At 65.7% G+C, this 19,539-nt stretch carries 16 protein-coding genes; 6 read left to right on the top strand and 10 right to left on the bottom strand.

Annotation, left to right across the window (positions count from 1 at the left end):
• Positions 1-6: 6 nt before the first annotated feature.
• The 3 genes from M9921_11450 to M9921_11440 all read left to right on the top strand — a co-directional run bounded on the left by M9921_11450 (position 7) and on the right by M9921_11440 (position 2,613).
• Entirely contained in the window at positions 7-513 is a 507-nt protein-coding gene (locus M9921_11450; protein ID MCO5297462.1) for a ubiquinol-cytochrome c reductase iron-sulfur subunit, read from the top strand.
• A 1-nt stretch (position 514) separates the two neighbouring features.
• Complete coding sequence (locus M9921_11445; protein MCO5297461.1) at positions 515-1,741, top strand: cytochrome bc complex cytochrome b subunit; 1,227 nt, start codon at positions 515-517, stop codon at positions 1,739-1,741.
• A 305-nt stretch (positions 1,742-2,046) separates the two neighbouring features.
• A complete protein-coding gene (locus M9921_11440; GenBank protein MCO5297460.1) occupies positions 2,047-2,613 on the top strand; it encodes a hypothetical protein in 567 nt (188 codons plus the stop codon).
• A 3-nt stretch (positions 2,614-2,616) separates the two neighbouring features.
• Here M9921_11440 and M9921_11435 read toward each other — a convergent pair whose 3' ends face one another.
• Positions 2,617-2,811: a hypothetical protein gene (locus M9921_11435; GenBank protein MCO5297459.1), complete on the bottom strand. Its 195-nt coding sequence runs from the start codon at positions 2,809-2,811 to the stop codon at positions 2,617-2,619.
• A gap of 93 nt (positions 2,812-2,904) precedes the next feature.
• Between M9921_11435 and M9921_11430 the strand changes: the two genes are divergently transcribed.
• The 3 genes from M9921_11430 (at position 2,905) to M9921_11420 (ending at position 7,183) form a co-directional block, all read left to right on the top strand.
• Positions 2,905-4,374, top strand: coding sequence for an MFS transporter (locus M9921_11430; protein ID MCO5297458.1), 1,470 nt, complete (start codon positions 2,905-2,907; stop codon positions 4,372-4,374).
• Between the two features lie 142 nt (positions 4,375-4,516).
• A complete protein-coding gene (locus M9921_11425; GenBank protein ID MCO5297457.1) occupies positions 4,517-5,863 on the top strand; it encodes a NarK/NasA family nitrate transporter in 1,347 nt (448 codons plus the stop codon).
• A 282-nt stretch (positions 5,864-6,145) separates the two neighbouring features.
• Positions 6,146-7,183: a hypothetical protein gene (locus M9921_11420; protein MCO5297456.1), complete on the top strand. Its 1,038-nt coding sequence runs from the start codon at positions 6,146-6,148 to the stop codon at positions 7,181-7,183.
• A gap of 11 nt (positions 7,184-7,194) precedes the next feature.
• Here the strand turns inward: M9921_11420 and M9921_11415 are convergent, their stop codons facing one another.
• The 9 genes from M9921_11415 to M9921_11375 all read right to left on the bottom strand — a co-directional run bounded on the left by M9921_11415 (position 7,195) and on the right by M9921_11375 (position 19,513).
• Positions 7,195-7,413 (bottom strand): hypothetical protein, encoded by a 219-nt coding sequence (locus tag M9921_11415; GenBank protein MCO5297455.1) that lies wholly within the window; start codon positions 7,411-7,413, stop codon positions 7,195-7,197.
• Complete coding sequence (locus M9921_11410) at positions 7,410-7,907, bottom strand: Rieske (2Fe-2S) protein (protein MCO5297454.1); 498 nt, start codon at positions 7,905-7,907, stop codon at positions 7,410-7,412. Before M9921_11410 ends, M9921_11415 begins: the two co-directional genes overlap by 4 nt.
• A complete protein-coding gene (locus tag M9921_11405; GenBank protein ID MCO5297453.1) occupies positions 7,907-8,506 on the bottom strand; it encodes a 4Fe-4S binding protein in 600 nt (199 codons plus the stop codon). Before M9921_11405 ends, M9921_11410 begins: the two co-directional genes overlap by 1 nt.
• Positions 8,503-10,692, bottom strand: a complete 2,190-nt coding sequence (locus tag M9921_11400) for a molybdopterin oxidoreductase family protein (GenBank protein ID MCO5297452.1) — start codon at positions 10,690-10,692, stop codon at positions 8,503-8,505. The genes M9921_11405 and M9921_11400 overlap by 4 nt, the downstream gene beginning before the upstream one ends.
• Positions 10,693-10,721: 29 nt before the next feature.
• Complete coding sequence (locus tag M9921_11395; GenBank protein MCO5297451.1) at positions 10,722-11,738, bottom strand: substrate-binding domain-containing protein; 1,017 nt, start codon at positions 11,736-11,738, stop codon at positions 10,722-10,724.
• Entirely contained in the window at positions 11,735-12,685 is a 951-nt protein-coding gene (locus M9921_11390; GenBank protein ID MCO5297450.1) for an ABC transporter permease, read from the bottom strand. The genes M9921_11395 and M9921_11390 overlap by 4 nt, the downstream gene beginning before the upstream one ends.
• Positions 12,682-15,132 (bottom strand): ATP-binding cassette domain-containing protein, encoded by a 2,451-nt coding sequence (locus M9921_11385; GenBank protein ID MCO5297449.1) that lies wholly within the window; start codon positions 15,130-15,132, stop codon positions 12,682-12,684. Before M9921_11385 ends, M9921_11390 begins: the two co-directional genes overlap by 4 nt.
• A gap of 299 nt (positions 15,133-15,431) precedes the next feature.
• Complete coding sequence (locus M9921_11380) at positions 15,432-16,016, bottom strand: hypothetical protein (GenBank protein MCO5297448.1); 585 nt, start codon at positions 16,014-16,016, stop codon at positions 15,432-15,434.
• Between the two features lie 395 nt (positions 16,017-16,411).
• Positions 16,412-19,513: a family 78 glycoside hydrolase catalytic domain gene (locus M9921_11375; GenBank protein MCO5297447.1), complete on the bottom strand. Its 3,102-nt coding sequence runs from the start codon at positions 19,511-19,513 to the stop codon at positions 16,412-16,414.
• Positions 19,514-19,539: the final 26 nt, after the last annotated feature.

Raw genomic sequence — 19,539 nt, 5'->3', positions numbered from 1 at the left:
ACAACCATGGCTGATACTCCTGCTCTCGAATCGCTTCCAGTCGAACCCGTCCCGCCCACGCGGCGCAAGGTCCTCGCGTGGCTCATCGGGGTGATCAACGCGGTGGTCTTCTTCACCGTGGTGGGCCCCGTGATGGGCCTCGTCGGCGGTCCGTTGCGCCGAAAGGCGAAGGGCGTTTGGGTCCCCGTACTGGACGACGGAGCGCTCGCCGTGGGGCAAACGCGCGAAGTGCGCTTCGCGATCCCGATCAAGGACGGCTACCAGACGGTCGACCGGCAGTACGTGCTGTATCTGTACCGCCACCCCGATCAGGTCGTGGCGATCGACCCGGCCTGCACGCACCTCGGTTGCCGCGTGAAGTTCCAAGACGCGAAGATGCGCTACTTCTGCCCGTGCCACGGCGGCGTGTTCGACGCGGAGGGCCGCGTCGTGTCGGGCCCCCCGCCCAAGGCCCTCGAGCGACATCCCGTCCGCATCAAGGGCGGCAAGATCGAAGTGTTCCGGAGCGTGTGAGATGTCCAAACGAACCCTGACCCCCGAACGGCCGGTCGATCAAGCGCCCCTCACCCCCGAGGAGGAGCAGATCGTCACGCGGCCGAGTTTCAAAGACTGGACCGACCTTCGGCTCGGTTGGTGGGGCTTTGTCCGCAAGAACCTCGACGAGCCGATGCCTCCCGGCGTGGGCTGGTGGCAAACCCTGGGCAACCTGTTGCTCACGCTGCTGATGTTCCAGTTCATCACGGGCGTTGCGCTGGCGATGTACTACGCGGCGGCGCCGCAGGCGGCGTACGACAGCGTGAAGCACATCACGCAGGAAGCGCCTCTGGGGGCTGTGGTGCGCGGCCTCCACGTGTGGGGATCGACGCTGATCGTCATCGCCACGGTGCTGCACATCCTGCGCGTATTCTTCTGGGGTTCGTACAAGAAGCCGCGCGAGCTGACGTGGCTGGTGGGCGTGCTGATCTTCCAGGTCATCCTCGGATTCTCGTTCACCGGCTACTTGCTGCCGTGGGACCAGAAGGCATACTGGGCGACCGTGGTGGGCACGCGCATCGCGGGCACGATCCCGATCATCGGCAACCAGCTGCTGGTGCTGATCCGCGGCGGCCAGGAGGTGGGATCGCTCACCCTGACGCGCTTCTACGCGCTGCACGTGATGGTGCTACCGGTCTCGTTGGTGGCGCTGGTGGCGATTCACCTCTATCTGGTGAGGCGCCTGCACATCGCGGGTCCCGTGCTTCCGCAGAAGGGACCGCGAGTGGCGTTCTTCCCCGTCCAGCTCTTCCGCGATGCGGCCGTGGTGCTTGCGGGCATGGGGTTGCTGGTGTATCTGGCGCTCGCATTTCCGCCTGCGATCGAGGGGATCGCCGATCCCACCGGCACGGACTTCGCGCCCCGACCGGAGTGGTACTTCCTCGGCCTGTACGAGCTGCTGAAGGTCATGCCTGCGGGATGGGAGGTCGTGGCGACGCTGATCGTGCCGGGGTTGGTGACGATCGGGATGCTGTTCCTGCCGTGGATCGACCGTTCGGACTCGCGCCACCCCGCGATGCGACAGTGGATCATCCACGCCGGGATGGCCGTCATCCTCCTGATCGGCTTGTTCACGCTGAAGGGGATCCTGGAGACCCCACCGCCCCACGAACCGACTGTGGGAGTGCGCGAGCTTGCTCGTCGCCCTGAACCCGAGCCGCTTGCGGCGAGCACGCCGGGCGCCGGGGCCGGACAAGTCCGGCGGTGAAAGGCGGCGCGCAAGCGCGCGCACTCCCAGGGGTGAACGGCGACGTGGGAGTGCGCGAGCTTGCTCGCCGCCCTGAACCCGAGCCGCTTGCGGCGAGCGCGCAGGGCACCGAGGCCGGACAAAGTCCGGCGGTGAATGGCGACGCGCAAGCGCGCGCACTCCCAGGGGTGAGTCGACGACGTGGGAGTGGATGCCACGCCCGCTGGACGGGCGTGAGCCGCTTGCGGCGAGCACGCAGGCCCACGGAGACCAGACCTGTATGAACGACTGGTGAGGCCCTGACCCCGGGTCTCCATTATTGGAGTATGAGCTCATTCACTTGGGTCCTGGCTCTCGCCGTTCTCGCCTCCGGCGCGGCCCCGTCCGACTCGCCCCCGGCTGCCGGCACGCTGCGAGGCCAGCCGTTCAAGGCCGCGGCGGCGGAACTGCGTGTCCTGGGCCTCAACTCGGTCAAGGTGGCCGGCAAAGTCGAAGACAGGGCGCAAGCGTACTTGCTCGAATTCAAGGACCGCGATGTGTTCATGGCCGACAACACGATCCAAGTGTGGTTTGCGGTCGACGTCGGGCAGCCGCTCGACAACCTTCGCCTCGACTGCAGGCCCGTGGAGTTCGGGACCGAGGCGTACCGCAAGCAGCACTACCGACCTGGACGGGGGTCCGTCGCCCGCGGGATCACCGGCGTGTTTGCCACGGTGAAGCGTGGGGGTTCGAGCGACACGGCGATGGTCGGCGACAACATCGCCGCGACGCTCCGGTTCGGCAAGGCCAGCAACGGTTGGATCGCCGGAGTGATCGACCTCCAGCTTAGCAAAGAGCACAAAACGGTCTTCCGCGGTTCGTTCCGAGCTAGGATCGAGAAGTTCGGCAACTAACCACTAGCGTGGTCGGTTCTGCGGCCGCGTAGTGTCGTCCGAGGCATGGCCGGGCTTGAAGGTCTGGATGTCGGGTTGATCGTGCGTGGGTTTGGGACCGCCGGCGTGCTCCTTGCGACTCTCGACTTCGGAACGCATCCGGGCGGTCTTCTTCTCTTTCCGCTCGCCACCCTTCTTCTTGCGGTCTTTGTGTGCCATACCTTTTCTACGTCGGATCCCACCTGTCCAATTACCCACCCCTTATGATCCGAATCATAGTGCGCGCCCCCAGGTGATCTACACTCTCGGGGTGTGAGCGAACGCAGCCTGGCCAACCGGATCTTGATCATGAACACGGTGGCGTTCACCGTGTGCTTCGCCGTCTGGACCATGTACGGCGTGCTGGTCACCTTCCTCGTGGATCAACGCGTCGTCGATCTGGACAAGGCCCAGATCGGCTGGTTGATTGGGATCCCGATTCTCACAGGATCCGTACTCCGGCTGCCGGTGGGTTACCTCTCGGACCGATACGGAGGCCGGCCCGTCTACTTCGCGGTGATGCTGATCGCCGCAGCGGCGGCGTACTTCGTCGGTGAAGCCAACTCCTTCGCGTCGCTGCTCGTTGCGGGGCTTGCGTTCGGTACGGCGGGGGCCTCCTTTGCCGTAGGCATCGCTTACTCCTCCGTCTGGTTCCCGAAAGAGCGCCAGGGCACGGCTCTGGGGGTCTTCGGCATGGGAAACGCAGGGGCGGCGCTTACCAGCTTGGGAGCCCCTCACCTCCTCAAGGCGCTCACGCAAGGAAGCGCCGGCATCGAGGGCTGGCGCATGATGCCCAAGCTCTACGCTGCGGGCCTCGCCGTGATGGCGATCCTGTTCTGGGTCTTCACGGTCCCGAAGAAACCCCAGACCGCCGGCCGCTCGATGGGCGACATGATGCGCCCGTTGAAGGACCTACGGGTTTGGCGCTTCGGCCTCTACTACTTCCTCGTCTTTGGCGGCTTCGTGGCCCTCTCGCAGTGGCTCATTCCCTACTACCTGAACGTCTATTCGATGACCTTGGCGATGGCGGGAACCATGGCCGCGATCTTCAGCCTTCCCTCAGGCGTCGTCCGCGCGCTCGGCGGATGGGCGAGCGACAAATTCGGCGCACGGGCAACGATGTACTGGGTCCTCAGCTCGTGCGCGGTGTTCTTCCTGATGCTGGTCGCGCCGCGAATGAGCGTGCGCTCGCCCGGCGAAGGGGTCATGGCCGACCGCGCGGGAACGGTCACAGCCGTGAGTGCGGAACGCATCGTCGTGGATGACAAGGTCTATCCCCTCAAGCGGATGCCCGATGTGATCGGGCTTGCCCGGAAGGACAAGGAGGCGCTCGTCCTCCCCACGTTCCAGTCGTGGCACGAACCCCAAGTGCAGGTTGGCGACAAGGTCGTCAAGAAGGAGGTGCTCGCCCGGGGAGTCACCAACGCGTACTTCCAAGCGAACGTCTGGATCTTCACGGGGCTGGTGTTCCTCGCCGGCATCATGATGGGCGTGGGCAAGGCAGCCGTGTACAAGCACATCCCGGAGTACTTCCCGAACGACGTGGGCGTCGTGGGCGGGATCGTTGGGGTTTTAGGCGGACTCGGGGGATTTGTGTGCCCCATTCTGTTCGGCTACATGCTCAAAGGGACCGGGCTCTGGACGACCTGCTGGCTGTTCCTCGCCGCCGTCTCCATCGTATGCCTGGTGTGGATGCACCTGGTGATCTTGAAGATGACGAGGAACATGGTGCCGGAGCGGTGATTCGTGGTTTGTGGTTTGTGGTTTGTGGGCGTGAGAGCGCCTGGGTGCCACGCCCGCTAGACGGGCGTGCCCGCGTATGACGCGGGACATACTAGGGGGCTGAGCTGAGGTCCAGAATTCCAAATGAGGTGACAACGAGTAGATGAAAACCATCGATACCCCCCCTCCCGCTGACGTCCCTTCGACATGGAATCCCGAGGACCTGGAGCTCTGGAGGGCGAGCGGATCCCGGTTGGGGTGGCGCACCTTGTGGGTCACCACCTTCTGCCTGATCCTGGCGTTCGCGACGTGGTTCATGGTGAGCGCGATCGCGGTGCGGCTCCCAGGGATCGGATTCAAGTTCGATACGCAGCAACTGTTCTGGATCGCCGCGATGCCCGGCCTCGCCGCCGGCACGCTGCGGATCATCCACACGTTTCTCATTCCCATCCTCGGCACACGCCTAACGGTCGCGGTCTCGACCCTGCTGCTCGTGATTCCGTGCATCGGGTGGGGCATCGCCGTCCAGAACCCGGACACCTCGTACGGCACGTTCCTGTTTCTCGGATTCTTGGCGGGATTGGGTGGAGGCAACTTCTCCTCGTTCATGCCCAGCACCAGCCTCTTCTTTCCGAAGCGGCTGCAGGGCACGGCCCTGGGGTACCAGGCTGGCATCGGCAATTTCGGCGTGAGCGTGGCGCAGTTCACCGTGCCCTGGATCATCGGCTTCGCCATGTTCGGCAGCCTGCTGGGCGGCTCGCAAACGCTGGTGAAGGATGGCGTGTCGAAGCAGATCTGGCTGCAGAACGCGGCCTATGTCTGGGCGCCGTTCTGCCTGGTGGGCGCGGTGCTCGCGTGGATCATGTTGCGCAGCGTGCCGGTCAAAGCCACGTTCCGCGAACAGACGGACATCTTCAAGAACAAGCACACGTGGCTGATGACCAGCCTCTACATGATGACCTTCGGGTCGTTTTCCGGCTATGCCGCCGCTTTCCCCCTGCTGATCAAGAAGGTCTACGGCGACTTTCCCAACGCTCCCGATCCCCTGAAATACGCGTTTCTCGGGCCGCTCGTCGGTGCGGGGGTCCGGGCCGCGTTCGGCCCGATCAGCGACAAATTGGGCGGCGCGCGCGTCACCATGTGGAGCTCGATCGGGTTGCTCGGTTGCGCGCTGTGGGTGACCCTCTACACGGATCCCACCTCCACCGCGTCGTTCGGCATGTTCGTGTGGGCGATGCTGGGGCTCTTCTTCTTCTCCGGCGTCGGCAACGCGTCCACGTTCAAGCAGATGCCCATGATCTTCCCGCCGCGCCAAGCGGGCGGCGTGATCGGGTGGACCTCGGCCATCGCCGCGTACGGTCCGTTCATCTTCTCCGTGGCCTTTGGCGCGATCATCGCGCGCACCGGCTCGCCGACGTCGTTCTTCTACGGTGCGGCCGCGTTCTATGCGGTGAACCTCGTGATCAACTGGTGGTTCTATGCGCGCAAAGGGTGCGAGGCGCCTTGCTGAGGGCGCGGAGGGGAGGAAGTGTCACGCAGAGGCGCAGAGGTGCTGGGGGGGGGCTTCTCACGCAAAGGGCGCAAGGGTCGCTATGGGCTAAGGACCGGAGAACTGGTGAGGTGCTGGTGAGGGTGCTGGTGAGGGTGCTGGTGAGGGTGCTGGTGAGGGTGCTGGTGAGGGTGCTGGTGAGGGTGCCGGTGAGGGTGCCACGCCCGCTGGACGGGCGTGCCATTCCCGTCCAACCGGGACGGGTCGGGCCGAATCGTCACCCCGGGGGGTAGGCTCGAACTCGTGCCTGGTACGAACACTCGAGCGCAGACCATCGCCCTTGCCGCGGGGTTCGGCGCGGCGTTGCTTGTGCTCCTTGGCATCGGGCTTGGATCCGGTGCGCTTCAGCGGTTCGACCGTCCCTTGGCGGCCTATGCGGCCGCGACGGTGTTCGCGGCGTTCGCCATCGCGTACCGCTACACGATGTGGATTCAGCGGCCGCCCACATGGCGCTATTTCTTGGCGAGTTGGCGGCTGTTCTTCCGTCCGAGTCGGCTGCTTCCGAATCTTGCCCGCCTCGCCGTTCTCGTATGGAACCAGATCGTGGCGCAGCGGTTCATCGAACGACGGAACCGTCAGCGCTGGATGGCGCACATGGCCCTTGCCTGGGGGTGTCTACTCGCGTTTGCGATCACCTTTCCCCTCAGTTGGGGCTGGGTGCAGTTCGGCATCGCTGAGTACGGGCGCGACTACGTCGTCGAGTTCATGGGCGCGCGCCAATTCGCTTTTCCCCCTGACTCCGTGGTCGCGTTCTTCATGTTCAACGGCCTCAACATCAGCGCCGTGATGGTCCTGATCGGCGTGGCGCTGGCCATGCACCGACGCCTTTTCGATCGCGGCGCCTTGGCCGTGCAAACGCTGGCGAACGACCTCGTCCCACTGTTCCTTCTCTTCGCGGTCTCGGTCACCGGGCTCATGATTACCGCGAGCTACAAGCTGATGGGCGGAGAGAACTTCCCCTTCCTTTCGCTTCTGCATGCCTTCACGGTGGTGATCCTCCTGCTCTGGCTGCCGTTCGGAAAGCTGTTCCACGTCATCCAACGGCCCGCGCAGCTCGGCGTGGCCTACTACAAGGAGGAGGGAGCGCGCGGCCCGCAGGCACGCTGCGCCCGCACCGGGGAGCCGTACATGAGCCAAATGCACCACGACGACCTCGCGGCGGTCATGCGCGAGGTCGGAATCGACTTCGGAGACCACCAGGACCTCTCGCCCCAATCGAAGCGCAAGCTGATCGCCCTGAACCAAGCCGCCCTCATCCAGGGCCAACCGTTTGTCGGTTGAGTGTGGGAGTGCTACAGCCGGTAGAGCCCGCGCAGCATCCATACGTTGACCGCGAACAGTCCGAGACTTGCCACGGCCGCGGGCACCGCCATCGCGCTTCCTCCGCCGACCACCCCCTCGAGGACGCTCACGAACAGCCACAGTTGGAGCAGCACGAGCACGAGGTTGAACAGCAGCAGCGCGACGAACACCGTCGATCGCTGGCGGGTCCGGCCCTCTCCCGGCTTCACGAGCGCACCTTTGCGTGCCGGACGCCGGTCGCCCACACCTCGCCGTCGCGCACCTCCAACGTGATCGCCGGCAAGGGGTGCGGCGGCGGACCCTGAAGCACCGACCCGTCCTCAGCGGAGAACGCCCCGTTGTGGCACGGGCAGTACAGGCGATCCTTATCCGCCTGATAGTCCACCGGGCACGAGAGGTGGGTGCACCTGCGCGAAAACGCCGAAAGCGCCCCGTCGGGGCGCCTCACCAGCAGGCAAATATCCGTTTCGCGGGGAAAGTTGAACGCCAATGAAGAGCCGGGCGCGAGGGCGTCCAGCCTCGCGATCCGTTTCGGTTCGAACGAGATGCCTTCGCGACGGCCCCGAGACCACGCCGCCAGTCCCAGGGAGCCCAGGGCCAACCCTCCGCTCGCGACGGTCATGAACTTAAAGAACTCGCGGCGCGACACATAGCCGTCCTCTTCCCAATCGATCGGAAAATCCTCGCGCAATCGCTCGTCCATCATCCCAACCTCGAACTGGTCAGCAAATCGCTCCGCCGGATCGTCGCGCCCGCCTTCACTTCGAGACGCTTCTGGCCCTGCGGCACCATCAGGTTCACCTTCGTGCGGATCGTGCGCGAGCCGAACACGAACTCGTTGATCGGCGTTCCGCTGCGTTGCTCGGCGATCTCTTCGGGCGTGCCGTACATCAGCGCCTGCGAGGGGCACACCGTAGCGCACATCGGCTTCTTCCCCACCGAGGTCCGGTCGTAACACATGTCGCACTTCATCATCTGGTCGATCGCCGCCTCGTACTTCGGCACGCCGAACGGGCACGCGTAGACGCAGTTGGTGCATCCGATGCACCGAGGCTTCAGGGACGTCTGCACCACTCCGTCCGGCGTGCGCTTGATCGCATCGGACGGGCACACCATCGCACACGCGGGCTCTTCGCAGTGCATGCAGATCACCGGTGTGGTCTGGACGCTGTCCTCCCTCTCGATGGTCTCGAGGTGGATCATCGAAACGCCTGCGTGCGTGTCGCATTCCGCGCACGCCGCCACGCACGCGTTGCATCCGATGCACCGGCTCGGATCGATGTAGAACTGCCGCTCGCTCATCCTTCCGCGGGCTCCTCGGCCGGTGACACCCTTACGACCGACTTCTTGAACTCCGGAATCTTGCTCAGGGGATCCAGGGCGCGGTTGGTCAATAGGTTCGCCGAACGCCGTCCTGCCCAGTGGTAGGGAATGAACACCGTGTCGGGGCGGATGGTCGTCACGACCTTGGCGCGTAGGACCACCGACCCTCGCCGGCTCTCCACTTTCATCCACTTTCCGTCTTCGATGCCATGGGTCTCGGCGAGTTGGGGGTGAATCTCGACGTAAGGATCGGGGCAGAGGTCCACCAGCCCACCGATGCGCCGTGTTTGCGTCCCGCTCAGGTACTGCGAAACCACCCGTCCGGTCGTGAGAATCACGGGATACTCCTCGTCCGGCTCTTCGGCGCTGGGCCGGTAGGGGGTCGCGTGAAAGTGCGCCTTGCCGTCCGGGGTGGAGAACTTCAGGTCTTCGAAGAGTCGCGGAGTCCCCGGATGCCCGATCTCCGGGCACGGCCAAAACACGCCGAACTCCTCCTCGATGCGCTGGTAGGTGATGCCGTAATAGTCCGCAGTCCCACCTTTGCTCGCCATGCGCAGCTCGTCGAAGATGTCCTCGCTGCTCTTGAAATGGTCGAAGTACCGCCCCCGTCCCAAGCGCCGCGCCAACTCGAGGATGATCTCCGTGTCGGCCTTGGCGTCTCCCGGCGGATCCACGGCTTTCCGGATCCGGATCACCCGCCCCTCGGCGCTGGTGCTCGTCCCCTCCTCCTCTTCGTGGAGCGATCCCGCCAGCACGATGTCGGCGTGGTGGGCGGTCTCGCTGAGAAAGAAGTCGATCGCCGTGTAGTGCTCGAGCTTGGAAAGCGCCTCGCGCGTGAAGTCGGAGTCCGGGAGCGAAACGAGCGGGTTGAAGCAGATGGAAACAAGTGCCTTGATCTCACCCGCGTGGATCGCGTTCATGATCTCTTGCGCCGTTTGTCCCTTGCGCGGAAGCTCGCTGTCCTCGATCCCCCAGACCTTGCAAATCCACGCGCGGTGCTCCGGGTTCTCGATGTCCCGGTTTCCAGGCAACTGGTCGCACTTGTGACCGTGCTCGCGCCCTCCCTGGCCATTGCCTTGGCCCGTGATCGTCCCGTAGCCGCAGCCGGGCTTTCCCAAGCGCCCCGTCGCCAAAACGAGGTTGATGCAGCCCAGCACGTTGTCGACACCCTTGGTGTGGTGCTCGATTCCGCGCGCGTGCAGCAAGAAACTTGTTTTTGCTTCCCCCCACATCCGGCCGGCCGCCTCGATGTCCTCGACGCGCACGCCGCTGATCCGGGACGCCTCTTCGAGCGTCTGCGCCAGCGCGGACGCGCGGGCCTCCTCCCATCCACTCGTGTGCTCCGCCACGAACCCCTCGTCCACGTAGCCGCCCTCGATGAGGACCCGCAGCAGGCCCGTGAGCAGCGCGCTGTCCGTTCCGGGTCGCACCGGAAGGTGGAGGTCGCACGTTCGCGCAAGGGGCGTGACGCGCGGGTCGACCATGATGAGCTTGGCCCCCCGGTCGCGCGCGCGCCAAATGTAGTCGGTCGTGATGGGCGAACACTCGGCCACGTTCGTTCCGACGCAGAGGATCACTTCGGCCAAAGGGATGTCGGCCCACGAGTTCGCCGCGCGGTCGATGCCGAACGCCTTCTTGTTCCCGGTGCCCGCGCTCACCATGCACAGCCGGCCGTTGTAGTCCAACTCGCGCGTCTGGAGGCCGACCCGGGCGAACTTGCCCATCAGGTAGCTCTTCTCGTTGGTCAACGAGACGCCGGAAAGGACGGCCACCGCGTCCTTGCCGAACTTCTCCTGCACGCGCTGGATTTCACGGACCGTGGTGGAGAAAGCCTCCTCCCATCCGATGGGCTCGAACCCCCGCCCCTCGACGCGCTTGAGAGGGCCAAGCAAACGGTCGGGATGGCTGCCCTGGAGGTAGCGCTTCACTCCCTTGGGGCACAGCTTGCCGCGGTTGAACGGGAACTCCTCCCAAGGCTCGAAGCCGATCACCTTGTTGTCGAGCACCTTGAGCTGGATCCCGCACTGCTGCCCGCAGAAGCAGCAGTGTGTCTTCACCAGCTTCTCAGGCTCGCCGCGACCCTGCCAGCCACCGGGCGGCACATAGTTGAGGCTGGGGCCAAAGGCCTCGGTCAGGCGTTCGACAGAAACGGGAGGGGTCGCCATGGGGATGGCTTCATTCTACCGACCGAGGGTTAGAAGTCGAAGTTGTCGATGTTGTCCTTCGTGAACGTGAGGGTGCCGCCCAGCATCACTTGGTCGCCCTCGACCTTGCGTTCGCCTAGCCGCCCGGCCTTCAGCACCGTGGCGCCGGGTTTCAGATCCCCGTCAACCAGCGCCTTGGCGGCGTAGACCGTGAGGTAGCCCAGGTCCTTCGTATTCCATAGAATCACGGATTGGACCGTCCCGTCCTTCACGTAGGCGCGCATGTCGTTGGGGGTCGCAAGGCCCGTGACGAGCACCTGCCCGCTCTTCCCCGCCTGCTTCACCGCCTCCGCCGCCCCCGGAAAGGCGACCGATGAGATCGCGAACACGCCCTTGAGGTTGGGATAGACCTTCATGAGGTCCTGGGTCACGGAGAATGCGAGCTTCTGATCCTCGTTCGAGGGCTTCGTTGCCACCAAGTGGAGGCCCGGGTACTTCGGGAGTCGCTCCTTGATGTATTTGATCCACTCGTTCTGGTTCGCGGCGGTGAGCGCGGCGGTCACGATCGCCACGTCCCCCGTGGCGGCGTCGCCGCCCAAATCCTTGGCCATGGCGTCCACCAGCGAGTACCCGATCTCTTGCGGTGTCGCCTGGTTCACGAGGAACTCGCGCGAATCCGGCGTTCCGTCGGCGTCCCACGTCAGCACGTGGATGCCCGCGTCTCGGGCGCGCTTCATCGCGGGACTGAGCACGTCGGGGTCGTTGGGCGAAACCGCGATCACGTCCACACCTTGGGCGATCCACTGGTCGATCAGCTTCACCGCGTCCCCCGCGTCGCCGCTCGTGGGCCCGTCGTAGATGAGCTCGACGTTCCCCAACTCCTTCGCGGCCTCCATCGCGCCCTCGGAACAGCTCGTGAAGTACGGCACGCCTTTCTTCTTCGGGAGCATCGCGACGGTGATGGACTTGGTGCCACCCGCCGTCGGCTCCTGGTCTGCTGATTTGGGGCCGCCGCAGCCGGTCAGAACCAGCGCCAAGGCCAAGAAGATCGCGATACGGTTGGTCATGATGTTCCCTCGCTCGCCGTGCGGCCTGCAAGCGCCCTTTGGGCGAGCACCGAAGCCAGCAGCAACACCCCGATCACTATCAGGTTCAACTCGCTCTGCTTCCAGTGCCAACTCACAAACTCGCGCGTCTCGTGAATCAATACGATACCGAGCAGAAGCCCGAAAACGTTGCCCGTGCCCCCCTCGATGCGCGTGCCGCCGAGCACCGCGCACGTGATGGCCTCCAGCTCGAGACCCGTGCCCAGGTCCGCCTTCGCCGTGTTGTTCCGCGCGACCAGCAGCAGCGCCGCCACCGCACAAGCCAGCCCGCTGCCCGCATAGAGCAACATCTTCACCCGCGCGACCCGCAGCCCCGAGTAGCGGGCGGCAACCTCGTTCAACCCGATCGCCACGATTTGGCGCCCCACCGTGGTCTTGCGCATGGCAATCCCCGCGGCAAGCACGACGATGAGAAACACCACTCCCGGCAGCGGCATGCCCCCCAAACGGCCCTCCGAAAGTTGGCGAAAGCCCTCCGAATAGCCCGACAACGGCCTCGCCAAGCTGACACCCTCCGCGACCCCGCGAAACACCGCCATGGTGGCGAGCGTGACGATCAGAGGGTGGACCCGAAGGCGCGCCACCAACCAGCCGTTCACCGAACCGCACGCCGCGCCCACAACAAGCGCCACCGCTGCGGCCCACGGCACGGCCCAACCCGCTTCGACGAGGAGCCCGAACGCCACGGCGGCCAGCGCCACGATCGAACCCACCGAAAGGTCGATGCCCCCGGACACGATGATCAGCATGGTCGGCACGGCGACGATCGCCAGCTCCCACACGTGGGTGGAGAGCAGCGTCTGCGCGCGCAGCGAAACGAAGGTCGGGTCCATCGTTCCCGCCACTGCCAATCCCACGATCAACAGCACGGCCAAGGCGGCCTCGTGCGTTTGAAGGATGCGCCTCATCGCCGCCTCCCCAACGCGTCGCCCAGGACCGCCGCCACGATGAAGCCGCCCTGGATCGCGCGCTCCCAATACGTCGCCGCGTCCCCAAGGCGCAGGTAGATCAGCACCGAGCCGACGATGCCGAGCAGAGTGGCGCCCAGGAGGGTTCCGACCATTCCTCCCCTTCCCCCACGGATCGAGGTGCCGCCGACGACCACCGCAGCCACGACCGACAGCTCGAATCCCACACCGAAGCCCGACTCGACGACCTGGAGCTGCGTCGCGCTGAAGAGCGCCGCCACGCCCGCCAACAACCCCGCAAGGGCAAAACACGCGAGGCGGATCCGGCGCGAAGGCACGCCCGCGCGCTGCGCCGACTCCGGCGCGCTCCCGAGCGCCACGACGCGCCGCCCGAAGGGCGTGCGGCGGTGCACCCAGATTGTAGCAACAGAAATCGCCAGAGCAGCCAGCACGACGTAGGGCAGCCCCGCCAGCGAACCGGTCCCGAAAGCACGCAGCCCGTCGGGCATGTGCTCCACCCAACGGCCGCCGAGGAGCAGCTCCGTCACGCCCCGAAAGATGGAGAGGGTCGCGAGCGTCGCGATGATCGAGGGCACGCGCCCGAACGTGACGAGCAGGCCGTTGACCAGCCCGCCCAGCAATCCGGCGCCCAGGCACAGCGCCGCAGCGGCAGCCACGGGCAATCCCCAGCGGTCCGTCGAACCCGCGAGCCCTAGCACGGCCGCGCACACCCCCATCAAAGAACCCACGGAGATGTCGATCTCGCGCGCGAGCACCACGAGCGTCAGTCCGCACCCGACGATCGCCACAGGAGCGATGCGGACCAGCATGTCGCGCACGTTTTCGAGCGAAAGAAACGCGGGGTTCATCAACGCCGCAAACACGACGGTGGCCCCCAGCAGCAGTGCGACCCCGGCCTCGCGGCCAATCCCTCGCCTCGCGACGGACGCAACGGTCTCGGCGCCTCGCGGGAGCGCCAACTCCAAAACGCCCTCTTCGGTGGCGGACTCCGCGGGCAACTCGCCCGCGATGGTGCCCTCGCGCATCACCACCACGCGGTCCGCCAGCGCGAGAACCTCGGGAAGGTCGGACGAGATCACAAGCACGGCCATTCCTTCGGCCGCGAGCGCTCGGATGGTCCTGTGGACCTCCGATTTGGCCCCCACGTCGACGCCTCGGGTGGGCTCGTCGAGGATCAGCACGCTCGGCGCCGTGGCGAGCCACTTGCCGAGGAGCACCTTCTGCTGGTTTCCCCCGGAAAGCGAAGCCACCGGAGCCTCCACTCCAGAGGCGCGAATCGCAAGTTGCTGGACCGCGTGTTCCGCTCGGGCGGCTTCGGCGCGCACGTTCATCCAACCGGCGCGGCTCACGCTCCCCAGGGAGGCCATCGAGACGTTCTCGCGGATCGAGAGGGGCACGTGCAGCCCCTCCGATTGCCGATCCTCAGGAAGGTACGCGATGCCCGCGCGCAAGGCCTGAGCGGGGTCTCCCAGAGCAAGAGGTTTCCCCGCCACCTCCACCCCGCCCGCATCGGGCGGGTCGAGTCCGAAGATCGCCCGCGCCACTTCGGAGCGCCCGGCGCCCACGAGGCCGGCGAGGACCACGACCTCCCCGGAATCCACCTCCAGGTCGATGCCCTCGAACGCGCCTCGCCGGCCCAGGCCCCGGACCGACAGCCGCGGCTCGCCCCTCGACGACGGCCCGCGCTCCGCTTCGGGAATCGCCCGCCCGATCATGTCGTGGACCACCTGTTTGGGCGATGCGGCGTCGATCCCGTGGGTGGAGACCAGGTGCCCGTCGCGGAGCACGCTCACCCGGTCGGCGAGGGCGAACACCTCGTCGAGCCGATGCGTGACGTAGAGTACGGTGACCCCGCGATCGCGCAGCGATCCCACGACGCGGAACAGCGCGTCCACCTCCCTCGCCGAAAGCGAGGCCGTGGGTTCGTCGAGGATCAACACACGGCACTTCCGGGCAAGGGCCCGGGCGATCGCCACCATCTGGCGCTGCGCGAAGGTCAGCTCGGCGAGGGGCCGATCGACCGGGAATCGCTCTCCCAGCGACTCCAGAAGCTCCAGGGTCCGCCTTCGGGCTTCGGTGCGGTCGTACCAGATGCCCGCGGCGACCGGTTCGTGCATGAGGAACAGGTTGTCGGCAGCATCGAGATCGGGAAACCACGAGGGCTCCTGATGCACCATGGCGACGCCCGCCGCCTCGCACCCAGGCACGCTGCCCAGAGGAAGCGGTTCGCCGTCGAGGTGCACAGTCCCGCTCGAGGGAACGAGAGTGCCCGACAGGATGCGGTTCAACGTCGACTTCCCCGCCCCGTTTTCCCCGCAGACGGCGTGCACCTCACCTTCGTGGAGCGTGAGGTTCAGCCCGTCGAGGGCCTGGGTGGCGCCGTAAGCGTGGGACACCTCTTGAATCTCCACGAGCGCCATCCCCATGGGTTTCGTCTCAGGCGGCCCATGCTCCTTCCCCGGGGTTTCAATAAGCCGGTGCCTGATGGGATTACGGCGACCTTTTCCACCCAATGAAGGTTTGGGCAAGTTCAACGCGCGGATTTCGTCGGATCGAGCGCCCTCAACTGGTCCAGATCGCCGGGCCCTCGCGGCGCATGGGACGAGGCCACCGGTCGATCACGATCACGATGCGTCTCGCCGGGGAGCGTCGAGCGATTCGGAACGACTTGCAAGGCAGTCCATGGGCCGTGCCCACGGATGGTGGCACGGTCCATAATGTCCCCTCAGATGCCGGCGGCGGAGCCGCGGCGACGCCTCGCGGCGGCCGCGAGCGCTCCGATCCCGAGACCCAGGGTCACCGGCTCCGGCACGGGCGTCGTCGTGATGTTGTCGATGTACATGCTGTTGGGATACTGCCAGTTGGGGTCGTGGCCCGACCCGCCGCGGAAGCGGATCGATTGGATCCCCGCTCCGGCGACGGAGACGCCGATATCGGCCGGGAACCCGTTGGTCCCGTAATCTGCGGAATCCAGGTCGATGAGGGTGCCGGTACCGTCGAGTCCGGAGTACGCCTCAAGCTCGAGTATGTCGGGGTCGCCGCCTCCATCGCCGCCGCGCAGCGTGACGTAGCTCACCGCGCTGCTGAAGTTCCCGACAAAGTAGTCGTTCGCAGAGGAGTTGGCAAACGGACTCAGGGCCCGATTCCCCCAGGAAGGTACAAACCCCTGGACGTCCTGGATCCCAAACGTCAGTCCCGTCGAGCGGCTGATCGTCAGTGTCAAACCTGAGTCGGTCTGAACAAGGCTCGTCAGGCCGCCGACCTCGGCTTCGCCTTCAAACCCAAAAAAGGCGGCATCCGCCGCGATCAATAACCCGCACCATGCAACTACCGTCGTGAAACCGCGCATCGTCCCTCCCGGAACACAGATCTCGACGGACCGACACCCGTGCGTCACTCGATTGTAGCGACTGCGCGTCCCACGTACAATGATCTTGTGGAACGAATCCCGCAAATCGGCGCGATTCCTGGCAATTGTGCGGGTCAGAAGTCGTCGAACTGGACCACGTGGTTGTATGCCGGCGTCTCCTGGCGCGTGCGGAGTTTGACCTGCGGTGCGCCGAAGGCAAAGGGCAAGAGCAACCAATGACCCGCAGCCGCAGGTTCAATTCGAGTCCGTGAATCTGGTCGGGGCGATCCCGATTCTATCGGGACGACCTCTTCCACCCCATGGAAGTGCCACCCACCACCCCCATCCAAACCCAACTACCGGTCCGCCAAGAACTCCCACATGCCGGAACCCACTTCGAACACACCGTCGGCCCTTGGTTTCAACCCTTCGCTGCGCGCGTTTTTGCCCGGCACCACCACCTCCGCTGTCACGTTCGGGGGTACCACGACCCGCATCGTGACGCGCCGGTCCTTCACCGACCAATCGCACACGATCTTGCCCCGCACCGAATCGTAGGTGCAGCGCGACCACTTGAGGTTCGGGTCCAGCTGCGGCGCAAGGCGCACTTTGGCAAATCCCGCCTCCAGGTTCGAGATCCCTCCGATCTGGTCGAACATCCAACCCACCACGGCCCCGAACGCGTAGTGCGCGAACGAGTTCATCCCGGGATCCTGGAACCCCTTCTCCGGCGTCCACCCGTCCCAGCGCTCCCAAATGCTCGTCGCGCCGTTCTTGATGGTGAAGCCCCACGACGGAAACGTCGTGTTGTGCAGCAGCCGGAACGCCACATCGTTGCGGCCCACCTTCGTGAGCGCGCGCATGATGTCGCGCGTGCCCACGAAACCCGTCGAGAGATGCCAGCCGCGCTTCTCGATGTCCGCCACCAGGCGCTCGGTGGCCTTGCGCTCCATCTCCGGCGAAAGCAGGTCGAACGCGATCGCCAGCACGTACGCGCATTGGGAGTCGCCCTTCACCACGCCGTCCGCACCCACATACGCCTTGTTGAACGCCTCGCGGATCTGGGCGTGCAGGGCCTCGTAGTGCGCCGCTTCCTCGCTCTTTCCAAGAACGCGCGCCGAACGGGCCAGCAGCTCGGTGCTGTAGGCGAAGTACGCCTCGAAGATCACCTCGTTGGGGGTGGGCGAGCCGATGTTCACCCAGTCGCCGAAGCAGTGGAACTCTTTCGGTGGAAGCAACCCCTCGATGCACCGTCCGCGAGTGAACTCGACGAAGCGCTTCATGTTCGGATAGTGTCTGGCGAGAAGGTCTTTGTCGCCGTAGGCGTCGTAGATCGTCCAGGGGCAGATCACGCCCGCGTCGGCCCACGCGGGGCCGCCGTCGCCACCGGCCACCTTGAGCGGGGCGACCATCGGGTACTGGCCGTCCGCCCGTTGCGCGTCGTCCAACGCCACGAGCCACTTCGTGAAGAAGGGCTGCACGTCGCTCAGCATGCACGCGGTGCGTATGTACGCCTGGGCGTCGCCTGTCCACCCGAGCCGCTCGTCGCGCTGCGGGCAGTCCGTGGGGATGTCGATGAAGTTCATCTTCTGCGTCCACCACGCGTTGCTCACGAGCTGGTTGAGCATCGGGTCCGACGTCTCGAGCGTGCCCACCTCGGGGGTGTCGGTGCTGATGGCGAGCCCCACGACTTGGTCCCCTCGTGGCGTCGTGGCGAGGCCGGTGACCTCGATGTACTGGAACCCGTGGAAGGTGAACCGCGGCTCCCACGTCTCCACCCCGCCTCCACGGCAGATGTAGGTGTCGATGGCGCGCGCGCCGCGCAGGTTTTCCGTGTAGATCGTGCCGTCGGGCGAGAGCCGCTCGGCGAAGCGCAGCGTGATCTCCTGACCCGGCTTCCCTTCGACTTTCAGCCGGGCGAACCCGGCGATGTTCTGTCCCAGATCGAGGACGTAGACCCCCGGCGCCGTCTCCGTCACGTGTCGGGGACGCAGTTCCCGAATCACTTGGACGGTTTGCGACGGGAACGGCTCGAGGCGAACCGGCTTCTCGGTGCCCACATCCACCTTCGACCACTCGGAGGGCTCCACCTGACCCGGCACGTCCCACTGGTCGAGTTCCTTGCGCGCGTCGTACCGCTCGCCCATCAGGAAGTCCGACTCCACGATCGGCCCCGTCTTGGCGCGCCACTCCGGTGTCGTCGCCACGACTTGCTTCGAGCCATCGTCGTACTCGATCACAAGTTGCGCCCACGCGCGCGTCCTCGAACCGTAGTGGTCGCGGCGGTGCCCGTAGCCGATATAGCCGGAGTACCAGCCGTCGCCCAGTATCAGGCCCACCACGTTGTCGTTGTGCATCAGCCGATCGGTGACGTCGACCGCGCGGACATAGACGCGATCGTCGTAATCGCTCCAGCCCGGAACGAACAGGTCGTCCCCAACCTTCTTCCCGTTCAGGCGAAGCTCCACCAGCCCGAGGGCGGAGTAGTACACGATCGCCCGGCGGACACCGTTGTTGACATGAAAGGGGTGCCGGAGGAACAGTGCGGGAGGCAGCAAGACATTCGTGCCGACGCCGGAGCCCCAGGGCCCGTCCCCGAACGCGGCGATCACCTTGGCCGCGGCCCCGTCGGTCTGCCACGATTCGTCCGTGACCACCGATTCGGCCTGCCCGCCGCGCGAGCGCATCCGAAGCTTGGCAAGCACGGCGGCGGCCCCTTCGACGGTGTTGTGGCCGCGAATCTCCAACGTGTTCTCGCCAACCTGCAGATGGGGTCGCAGGTCCAACGTGACCGGGCGCCTCCACGCATCGGCGTTGCCGTCGCTCGCCCCGACTTGTTGGCCATTGAGGAACACCTCGAACTGGTCGTCAGCCGAAAGCCTTAAGGTCGCGGCCTCCAGATTCGGGAGCGCGACGAACGACTTGCGGAACGTGCGGTTCACGCCTGCGGGCACCTTACCCGCGGGGTCCGCGGGATGCCAAATCCACTTGGCCCCGTAGAAGGGCTGCGAAGCCTCCAAGGCGAGTCGCGGGGCATCGAGCCCGATCCACTGCGCCTGCATCGCCTCGTTGTCGAGGAGACCGATCGAGAAGGTCGCAGGCTCGCTCCAGGGCGAGGCTTGGCCGTCCTGATCCCAAACGCGCACCTGCCACCGGCACGCTTGTCCGGAAGCCAGCGGCGAGCCGCCATAGAGGATTCCGTAGGTGGCGTCGGACTCCGTGCGGTCCGTGTCCCACAAGACCTTCGCGGGTTTGCCGTCGGTCTCAACCCGTATCTGATACGCGGTTTGACGCTGGTTTCGCGCCCCGGCCTGGGTCGCCCGCAGCTTCCAACTCAGGTGGGGCGTTTTCAGCCCGACGCCCACCGGATCCACCATCGCTTCGCAACGCAGCTCCACCGGCTGCAGACTTCCCACCGCCATCGCACCCACCATCCCCAGCAACGCCAACATCGCCATTTGAGAAGTCTAGCTCCCTTTGGGAG

The sequence above is a fragment of the Fimbriimonadaceae bacterium genome, from assembly GCA_023957775.1.
GTDB lineage: Bacteria > Armatimonadota > Fimbriimonadia > Fimbriimonadales > Fimbriimonadaceae > JAMLGR01.
The sequence above is the reverse complement of the archived record's forward strand: the minus strand, read 5'-3'. Positions and strand labels throughout refer to the sequence as shown.

What these genes read in the sequence shown, in the direction of transcription:
- M9921_11450 (MCO5297462.1), top strand. Translation starts at nt 7, where the DNA reads ATGGCTGATACTCCTGCTCTCGAATCGCTTCCAGTCGAACCCGTCCCG.
- M9921_11445 (MCO5297461.1), top strand. Translation starts at nt 515, where the DNA reads ATGTCCAAACGAACCCTGACCCCCGAACGGCCGGTCGATCAAGCGCCC.
- M9921_11440 (MCO5297460.1), top strand. Translation starts at nt 2,047, where the DNA reads ATGAGCTCATTCACTTGGGTCCTGGCTCTCGCCGTTCTCGCCTCCGGC.
- M9921_11435 (MCO5297459.1), bottom strand. Translation starts at nt 2,811, where the DNA reads ATGGCACACAAAGACCGCAAGAAGAAGGGTGGCGAGCGGAAAGAGAAG.
- M9921_11425 (MCO5297457.1), top strand. Translation starts at nt 4,517, where the DNA reads ATGAAAACCATCGATACCCCCCCTCCCGCTGACGTCCCTTCGACATGG.
- M9921_11410 (MCO5297454.1), bottom strand. Translation starts at nt 7,907, where the DNA reads ATGGACGAGCGATTGCGCGAGGATTTTCCGATCGATTGGGAAGAGGAC.
- M9921_11405 (MCO5297453.1), bottom strand. Translation starts at nt 8,506, where the DNA reads ATGAGCGAGCGGCAGTTCTACATCGATCCGAGCCGGTGCATCGGATGC.
- M9921_11400 (MCO5297452.1), bottom strand. Translation starts at nt 10,692, where the DNA reads ATGGCGACCCCTCCCGTTTCTGTCGAACGCCTGACCGAGGCCTTTGGC.
- M9921_11395 (MCO5297451.1), bottom strand. Translation starts at nt 11,738, where the DNA reads ATGACCAACCGTATCGCGATCTTCTTGGCCTTGGCGCTGGTTCTGACC.
- M9921_11390 (MCO5297450.1), bottom strand. Translation starts at nt 12,685, where the DNA reads ATGAGGCGCATCCTTCAAACGCACGAGGCCGCCTTGGCCGTGCTGTTG.
- M9921_11385 (MCO5297449.1), bottom strand. Translation starts at nt 15,132, where the DNA reads ATGGGGATGGCGCTCGTGGAGATTCAAGAGGTGTCCCACGCTTACGGC.
- M9921_11375 (MCO5297447.1), bottom strand. Translation starts at nt 19,513, where the DNA reads ATGGCGATGTTGGCGTTGCTGGGGATGGTGGGTGCGATGGCGGTGGGA.